This is a genomic window from Bacillus sp. C30 (genome assembly GCF_040838255.1).
GTDB classification, from domain to species: domain Bacteria; phylum Bacillota; class Bacilli; order Bacillales; family Bacillaceae_G; genus Bacillus_A; species Bacillus_A mycoides.
Genome location: NZ_JBFPJH010000128.1, coordinates 1 through 8,839, shown reverse-complemented (window position 1 = coordinate 8,839; position 8,839 = coordinate 1). Strand labels below are relative to the sequence as shown.

Below are 8,839 nucleotides of genomic sequence, written 5' to 3'. Positions count from 1 at the left end.
TAAGATAATATTGCTGTATGTACAAGTATAAGCTGAAAAGAAACCTTCTTGCTTATGCAAGAAGGTTTCTTTTAAACTAACTTATTTCTGTATAGGGATACGTGAAAGACCGTCATTTGAATAAAGAAAATAGAGAATATAATATACAGTGGGTACTCAGGAAGATAGTCATTAATAATAGGCGAAAAAGTTAAAAATCCGACTGCACAAGGTAACACATACCATAACGAAACAAAAGTTGTTCGACAGGCTTTATCCGTAATCGCTTTTTCACGTTCATCTTCTAGTGGAAATAATAATGGATACATCCAAAAAGATAAATTCTTGTATTTTTTCTTTTGAATTCTATAAAAAATTGTAACTATAATAGCTCCAATAAATAATAAAATGAATGGTACTCCATTAAACCATACTTCAAATGAGAACTTCTCGTTTTTAATTATATCTGCTAACTCTGTAATAACACTATAAAATTCAACAAATGTCCAGCAGGCTAGCGCAGTATAAAGCACGTTTACGATATAAGAAAAACCAATTCTATTCATCCTCTTCCCCCTCCTTATTTAAAACAAACACATCTTCCATCTTTAACTCGAATACATCACAAATCGTCAACGCTAGTAACAATGAAGGAACATAATCCCCTTTTTCAATTGCAGCGATCGTTTGTCTCGTCACCCCAACCTTTTCTGCTAATACACTTTGTGAAAAATTAAAGCGAGCTCTTAATTCCTTCACCCTGTTTAAAATGGTCAATTTTACCACCTCTTACCATTATTGTATGCTACTCTTAACAAAATGTAAACTCAACTTAACATTATTTTTACAAAAAAATCCAACCCTACGTATTGTAAAGTTGGATTTCGTTTTAGTTTAAAATTGTAACTTTAACACTTCTTCTGCCCCAATTATTAGCTGTAGCTGAATCTGGCATTAATAAATCAATTATATGACCTTTAATCGCACTACCAGTATCTCCAGCAATCGCCGTACCATAATTTTCCACATATACAGTAGAACCTAATGGAATCACAGCTGGATCTACAGCAATTAGTTTCATGTTTGGATTTGCAGTCAAATTATGTCCTAACTTAGACTTTACAGTTTCACCCGGTTTATAGCCATTTTCAGATGGATCAGCTGTATAAGCAGTTGCTGTTACATAAAATTCTTTTCCACCTTGAGCTGGTTTTGGATCCGGCTTAGCTGGTGTTGTATCTTTAGCTACAGGCTCTGCCGGCTTAGCTGCCTGTTCTTCTTTTTGCTTAGCTGCTGCTGCCTTCGCTTTTGCCAACTCTTCTTGCTCAGCCTTTGCAGCTGCTTCAGCTTTTGCGCGCTCTTCTGCTGCAATTCTTGCTGCTTCTTGTTCACGAGCAATTGTTTCTTGTACTGCTTTCATATTTGCTTCAACTTTTGCTTTCTCTTCCGCTGCTAAATTAAGTTGGCTTGCAATCTGATTATATTTAGCCTGAACCGTTTGTAAGTTATCTTGACGTTTTTTCAAGTTATCTTGCAAATCCGCTTGTGCTTTTGCTAATTTTTGCTTATCTACTACTAAAGATGCTTCTTTTTCGTCAATTGCTTTTTTATCTTCTTCAATTTGACGAAGATCTTGTTCTTGTAGACGTAAAATTTCTTTATCTGCTTCTAGAATAGTAGTAACTGCATTCATACGTTGTATGAAATCTGCAAAGTTTTTTGATTCTACAACAACTTCTACTACTAAACTCGTATTTGAGCTATTTTGAACAGAAACCATACGTTTTTTCATAATATCCTTACGAGCAAGGACTTTATCTTCTAAAACGATAATATCTGCTTTTTTTTGTTCAATCTGCTTATGTGTTTCATCGATTTTATGTTGAATAGCAGCTTGATCCTCTTTATTTTTTGCAATTGTATTATTTAAATTATGTAGTTCATTTTCGATACCTTGAATTTCTTTACTAACAGCTTGCTTCTCTTGCTCTTTCTTCTGCATATCTGCATCGTTTTGCTGCAATTGCTGTTGCATGTTGTTAAGTTTCTCGTCGTTTGACTCTGCTTTTACAGCGACTGTACTAGAAAGAACAATCATTCCTGCTAATACTAGACTACTGATTCGCTTAAAATAGTTCATAATCCGACTCCCTTCTTATACAGTTATACATGATTTATTTTACAGTTTGTTTACAGGACCATTAAATACAGTTTATTTTTCATGACAAAAAAAAGGGAATTGCGAATAAACTGTAATAGATTCTTAAATATTTAACAATTCCTATATTTAAAAATTATAAAAGATGCTAAAATCCAAATATAGAGAAAATATAACTTCTAAAGGCGGTTGAGATAAATACATGTTTACTCAAAAGAAAGCACTCCAACATAAAATTGATCAATTAGAAAATCGTATACAAGAGCTAGAAACAGAATTAAAACAAAAAGATATTGAAAGCCAAGAGACTATTTCTTCTATCCACGACCGTGTACAAAGCGTTGTTCAAGAGCATCAACTTGTAACTAACCAGCACCATACACTCCAAAATTTAATTCAACATTTAAACTCATGTTTTGAAAATGTTTCAACACGTACGACACATTCCAATGAATTAAATAGTGAAATGTTACAAAAAGAACAAAGCTTAATTCAGTCTATTGAAGAAATTATCGATTGCTCTAATGAAGGAAAAGAATCTGTTCACCGTTTACTTATTGTAATTAATAAATTAGGTGAACAATCTCAGCGCACGTCTAATAGTATGAATCACTTAAGTGAACGCTCAAAAGAAATCGAGCAAATCGTAGAAGTAATTCAAAACATTGCTGCGCAAACAAATTTATTAGCGTTAAATGCAAGTATTGAAGCTGCACGTGCTGGAGAGCATGGAAAAGGATTCGCTGTTGTTGCCAATGAAGTAAGAAAACTAGCAGAAAGCACAGCGGAGAGTACAAAAAACATTGGCAATTTAACGAAAAAAATCCAAGAGGAAATTGAAAAAGCGTACGAAAATACAAAAGATAATTTACATTTAGTTGATGAAGGTGTAGAAATGAGCGCCGATACTAACGCTAGAATTGAAAATATTTTAATAATGATTCAAACATTACAAAGTGGCGCTACAAATGTTATTAAAGCTATCGAAAACCAAAAATCTTGTAATGATGATATATTACGAGATTTTGCAAATACACAGCAAATGTTCCAAAAATTAAATACTACTATTATGAATCACATTCATGATGCTGAAAAAGTCGATGTTCAATTATCAAAAAGTCTTCAAGAAACAGTAGCTTCTCATTAATAATAAAAATCCCTTATACCGGTATAAGGGATTTTTATTATATTTCGAATATTTATTTCTTCTCAATATTCATCCTCTCTTTTGCTATAATGGAAAAGTTGTTTCTTTCGACTAATAAACAAGGAGGTTATTATGGAACAATTTTACTACATTTTAAAATATTTAATTCTTGGTCTGTTCCAAGGGCTAACAGAGCCAATTCCGATTTCTTCAAGCGGTCACCTCGTTTTAGCACAGCATTTGCTAGGACTAAAAATAGAAGGGTTTAGCTTCGAACTACTTGTTAATTCAGCTTCATTATTAGCTGTATTACTTATTTATAGAAATGATTTAATTCGTCTAACGAAGAATGGTCTATCTTATATATTTACAAGAGCAGAAGACGCAAAATCAGATTTCTTCTTTATTATTTACCTTGTTATTGCAACCATTCCAGCAGGTGTAATTGGAGTTTTATTTAAAGATTATATCGACCAATATTTAAAAGGTGTTAAAATGGTTGGGATTTCCCTTCTTATTACTGCTATCGGCCTTTGGATTATTCGAAACTTGCGTGGGCGTAAAAATGATGGCGACCTTTCTATGAAAGATGCAATCATTATTGGTCTAGCACAAGCTTGCGCACTAATTCCTGGTATAAGCAGATCAGGTGCTACAATCGTGGCAGCAATGTTACTTGGTATGAAGCAAGAAACAGCTCTTCGCTTCTCATTCTTACTATACATTCCTGTTAGCTTAGGTGGTTTATTGTTAAGTATTACAGACATTGCAAACGATCCAAATTTAGATACATTATTTGTACCTTATATTGTTGCTTTCATCGCAACATTTGTCATGACATATATTTCATTAAAATGGTTTATGAACATTATGGCAAAAGGAAATTTAAAATACTTCTCTTTCTACTGTATTATCGTAGGTGTGCTAACTATCATTTTCTTATAAAATGAAACTTTAATCAGGGGGTTTGTTCATCCCCCCTGATTATTAGCCCTCACCAATTGGGATTTTACGGGCAGCAGGGCTCCCACCTAACTTCTTTGCTCCACCTGAATTTTGAGGTGAGAGTTTTACTGCCCACAAATAGCGGGATAAAAAACCACTTACTGCCCTCATACAGTAAGTGGTTTTTCCATATGCATAAACTTTCTTTTCCTGACAATACAAGCGAATAACATGTGTGTTTTTTTGAAATAAATCATGTGTTAAGCGAATAATAATAAAATTTCGTTTTGTATTATCATCATGAACAAAAATCTGTTCCCCCTCTTGAAAACGCCATGTGCTTTCAAAAGTTGTAATATGATCCCCGCTTACCGAAAAAAGCTCATATTGCATATCATGTACCCTCTTTCAACTTGCATAATCATAATATCTTTACATTAAACTTATTATAAATTAATCTATTTTAAATTTGTAATTTTTTCTATTTCGAGCTATTTCAACTTTGTTTTACATTCTTTTAAGCGCTATAATGATAAACGAAATTTCATTGAAAGGAGCTTCATTTTGACTGCATATTTATTTCCAGTAAAAACAGCTTTTATTTTATTTCCTATTTTAGCAATGTTTCTATTAATTCCTTTTTTAATATTTAATTATCGAAAATACGGTTATTTAAATAAATGGCGCTCATTTATTTTATACTCATTATTACTTTACTTATTAAATGCCTATTTTCTTGTTATTTTGCCGTTACCACAAATGTATGATACTTGTAGCCTACAACCCGCTAATACACAGCATATGCAACTCTCACCATTTTATTTCATACAAGAGATTAGTAATCATACATCGGCAATTTTAACGAAACCTACTACTTATTTCTTGTTATTAAAAGAATCTGCATTTTTACAAGTTGCTTTTAACGTTCTATTAACCGTTCCATTCGGTATTTACTTACGTTATTATTTCCGACGTAGTTTCTTCCAAACAGTGTGCATTTCTTTTTGCCTTTCACTGTTCTTTGAATTAACACAAGTAACTGGATTATATGGTATTTATAATTGTGCATATCGCTTATTCGATATCGACGATCTGTTTTTAAACACATTAGGCGGCGTAATCGGTTTTATCATTGCACCAATATTTACGTACTTCCTGCCAAAAACAAGCGAATTAGATAGTCATATTGATTTGGAAACGAAACCAGTCGGATTCGTTCGTCGTCTCCTCGCTATGCAAATTGATTGGATTTTCTTATCTATCGTTGTACCTTTCATTAAAAACAAAGGAAACTCACTATTTATTTCTAACATCCAATCTTATACAAATGTATACGAACTCCTTTTCATTACATGTTCAATCTTAATTTACTTTATTATCATCCCATATTTTACAAATGGAAGAACAATAGGGAAAGCGTTGCTTCGTATTTACATTAAAGGACAAGCAGAGCGTATTACACTAAAAGAATTATTCATTCGTTACGGTATATTCTATTTCATTTTAGGTGGAATCAATTACATTCTTTCTAGTAGCTCTATTTTAAATCATACAGAGCCTTTAGTATTACTAGTTATACTGTTATTCCAATTTGTAATTAACGGGCTATTTATTATTCATGTTTTATTACATGTATTTAGCAGTGCTAAATTACTATTTTACGAGCGTATTAGTCATACAAGAAATGCAATTACACTTAAAAAAGCTGACAAATACTAATTTGTCAGCTTTTTTTCATAATCGTAAATAACTTTTCTGTATAAGGGCTTAAAAATATTCCTGTTTCATCTAGTGACTTCCTCACTTTTAGAAACGAATGCAATTCTGGATATATATTTTGCAATTTTTCGTACGTTAACGTATGCATTTTCCCCCAATGTGGGCGCCCTTCATACTTTAGAAAAATTTTCTCCACTTCACCAAAATAAGCGGCATACTTCATACCTTTATACATATGAACAGCTATATACGCTGAATCTCTTCCATATGCTGGACTGAGCCATATATCATCACCTCTCACGTAGCGGCATTCAATCGGGAAGTGCACCTTATACTTTTTCTTTTCAATAAGATTTGAAATTTCTTCTACAACAGCCCTCATATACTTTGAAGGGACACTGTACTCCATTTCATAAAATGGAACTGTACGTGATGTAGCGAACACTTCATAGCTTGGTCCAATTATTTTCGTGTTCGGTACAGCCTTAGCTGATAATCGGCTTACTCCTTTACTTATAGAAGGAAACCATTTACACCCTTTAGATAATAAAGAGAACATCCTATTTTCAAGTAACTCCACCTTTAGTTTATGCCATTTCAAATCACTTTCTTTACTCGTTGTTTCGTTTGTAAATTTCACTTGCACTTCATCTGAATAAGGAAAAACGAAAAATTCAAAATGACGATTCTTCTTATATTCTTCTAGTTTGTTCATTACAGTAGACAATGATTGTTTTTCACTTTCATAAACAAGCGAATACGCTGGGATAACCTTCAATTTTATCTTTACAATGATACCTAGCATTCCAAGCGACAACTGAAATGCTTTCCAATATTCGGCGTTCTCGGTTTCTGAACAAACTATACTCTCACCTGTTGATAAAACTGCCGTGATCTCTATAACTTGCGTTGATAAACTCCCAAATGTAACACCCGTCCCATGAGTCCCCGTACTAATCGCTCCTGCAATAGATTGTGAATCAATATCTCCTAAATTTTCTTGCGCATAACCTTTTTCCTGAAGTAACTTCCCTAAATCATGTAGCTTTGTTCCCGCCCACACTTCAACAGTCTTCTTCTCTGCATCAATATTCACAATGCCCTTCAATTCATCTAAAGAAACTAAAATTTCTTCCGTTTGCACAAGAGGTGTAAACGAATGCCCTGAACCGACAACACGAATTTTCTTTCCTTTTTTTCGTGCAAGCCCCACAACTTCTACTACATCTTGTATACTTTTTGGATACATCGTATAATGCGGCGTTCCTTCTACATTCCCTGTCCAATTTCTCCATTTTTGTCCCTTTATAGAAAGCATTGTCCATCCCCCCGATATGTTGAATACTCTCCAACGATTTCCCCTTGTTTAATGCGATACAAAACAGGAAAACGCTCACATAACTCTCCAGCTTTACTATGACGAAACAAGATAGAATCTCCTATCGCTACTCGTTCCTCACCGTCATAAAAAATTGGCGTTTGCACTTCACCAGCACCTTCTAAAGCTAATAGTTTTGCACCACCCGGTCGCCAAACCTCAGGCTCTTTATCTTTACCAACTGCACCTGAGGCAATATATCCGGCAGCTGGCTGAAATTTCACTTCTTTATAATAGTCAAACAGTTTAGGAGAGTAAAAGGCGGATCCTACAGTAATCTCCGTAACTGCGTTATCTTGCTCAGTTGTTTTTATACTTCCTGTTCCTCCCCCATTTACAAATCTTAGTTCAATACCAAGGTTTTGTATTTCTTTTACGATACGTTCTCTTCTTTCTTTAACCTCTAACACTGATTTCTTCTTTAAATACGAAACAGCTTTACTTTTCATCCATTGATTCGGTATATGATCCCCCACCCCGGCAATTTGAGCTTCATATCCCATTACACCATCTAGTATTAAATATGATGAGCCCTTCACCTTTTCTACTATTTTCAAAGCGCTCTGCACATCTTTTACCGGGGATCTTTTTACACCAAAATGAAATTTCAAAAAACGACTACTCATATCAATATCCAAACAAACGCGAAAACACCCTTTAGACTTCTCAGCAATTTTTTCTAAATAAGTAATATGGTCTTCACAATCCACCATACAAGTTATAATGTGCCCTTGCTTTGTCAGCAAACTAATTTCATGTAAAGCTCTTTCATCATAAACAGGATATCCGAGCAATAAATCATTAAATCCTTGTTCAATTAAAAACAAAGCTTCTCTAGGAGAAAAACACATAATACCTTGAAAGCGATTATTTGCAGCCAAAATCTTTTTCATAATTGGAACAGAGCGTAATGATTTACTCGCTATACGAATCTTCTTATCTCCACTTAACTCTATAATCGATTGAATGTTCCTCTCTAAAGCCACTTCATCTAAAAATGCACACGGTAATGGAACTTCCTTAAAAATTCCTCTATCCACAGTTTTCTCTCCTCTTCTATATATGTCTTATACATATTGGAAAGAAAGAATGATTTTCCTGTTTTCAAATAAAAAAAGTTTCTTCTTTACGAAGAAACTTTTTCAAGGCTACTCTACTTCATAGAAATAGTCGCCTCTACTGGATAATGATCCGAGTAATCGTTCACGTGTCAAACTTTATGTTCAAAAAAAAGCACAAAACGGCTATATTACGCAGTTTTGTGCTTTATCTAAATTTATAAATGGCAACATATTTCTGGTTGTTTGTGACCAATTTGTTACCGAAAAAATCCAAAATAAAACCAATAAAAAATAAAAGAGCACAGCGTGTTAATAAGGTGTGTCACCACTTTATTAACCGTCCGCCTAATCACACTAGGCAAACACTTGCTGTAACTCTTATGTACCCCATTTTACCGTACGTAAGGGTTCCTCCGCAACAGTTTGCTTACATTTTGTGGCATACTGTTGCT

8 protein-coding genes and 1 pseudogene are annotated in these 8,839 nt (G+C 33.8%); 3 read left to right on the top strand and 6 right to left on the bottom strand.

The features are described from left to right. Positions 1–71: 71 nt before the first annotated feature. The 3 genes from AB3X49_RS13395 to AB3X49_RS13385 all read right to left on the bottom strand — a co-directional run bounded on the left by AB3X49_RS13395 (position 72) and on the right by AB3X49_RS13385 (position 2,119). On the bottom strand, positions 72–545 hold the full coding sequence (locus tag AB3X49_RS13395; protein ID WP_367962630.1) for a DUF2178 domain-containing protein: 474 nt from the start codon (positions 543–545) through the stop codon (positions 72–74). Continuing rightward, a complete protein-coding gene (locus AB3X49_RS13390; RefSeq protein WP_000154009.1) occupies positions 538–756 on the bottom strand; it encodes a helix-turn-helix transcriptional regulator in 219 nt (72 codons plus the stop codon). The genes AB3X49_RS13395 and AB3X49_RS13390 overlap by 8 nt, the downstream gene beginning before the upstream one ends. A 112-nt stretch (positions 757–868) precedes the next feature. After that, a complete protein-coding gene (locus AB3X49_RS13385) occupies positions 869–2,119 on the bottom strand; it encodes a 3D domain-containing protein (RefSeq protein ID WP_044444505.1) in 1,251 nt (416 codons plus the stop codon). Between the two features lie 220 nt (positions 2,120–2,339). Here AB3X49_RS13385 and AB3X49_RS13380 point away from each other — a divergent pair, with 220 nt between their 5' ends. Both AB3X49_RS13380 and AB3X49_RS13375 read left to right on the top strand, forming a co-directional pair. Then, positions 2,340–3,284: a methyl-accepting chemotaxis protein gene (locus tag AB3X49_RS13380; protein ID WP_367962627.1), complete on the top strand. Its 945-nt coding sequence runs from the start codon at positions 2,340–2,342 to the stop codon at positions 3,282–3,284. 132 nt (positions 3,285–3,416) lie between these two features. Then, positions 3,417–4,229: an undecaprenyl-diphosphate phosphatase gene (locus AB3X49_RS13375; protein WP_016121464.1), complete on the top strand. Its 813-nt coding sequence runs from the start codon at positions 3,417–3,419 to the stop codon at positions 4,227–4,229. A 192-nt stretch (positions 4,230–4,421) separates the two neighbouring features. On the opposite strand, the pseudogene AB3X49_RS13370 reads toward AB3X49_RS13375, so the two are convergent. Then, positions 4,422–4,622 (bottom strand): annotated as a pseudogene (locus AB3X49_RS13370) (hypothetical protein); the annotation flags it as partial. Positions 4,623–4,793: 171 nt separating this feature from the next. On the opposite strand from AB3X49_RS13370, the gene AB3X49_RS13365 reads away from it, so the two are divergent. Continuing rightward, on the top strand, positions 4,794–5,948 hold the full coding sequence (locus AB3X49_RS13365; RefSeq protein WP_367962624.1) for a VanZ family protein: 1,155 nt from the start codon (positions 4,794–4,796) through the stop codon (positions 5,946–5,948). 4 nt (positions 5,949–5,952) lie between these two features. On the opposite strand, the gene AB3X49_RS13360 is transcribed toward AB3X49_RS13365, so the two are convergent. Together AB3X49_RS13360 and AB3X49_RS13355 are read right to left on the bottom strand one after the other, a co-directional pair. Continuing rightward, a complete protein-coding gene (locus AB3X49_RS13360; protein WP_367962622.1) occupies positions 5,953–7,266 on the bottom strand; it encodes a D-arabinono-1,4-lactone oxidase in 1,314 nt (437 codons plus the stop codon). Beyond that, complete coding sequence (locus AB3X49_RS13355) at positions 7,254–8,366, bottom strand: amino acid deaminase/aldolase (protein WP_367962619.1); 1,113 nt, start codon at positions 8,364–8,366, stop codon at positions 7,254–7,256. Before AB3X49_RS13355 ends, AB3X49_RS13360 begins: the two co-directional genes overlap by 13 nt. Positions 8,367–8,839 lie beyond the last annotated feature (473 nt).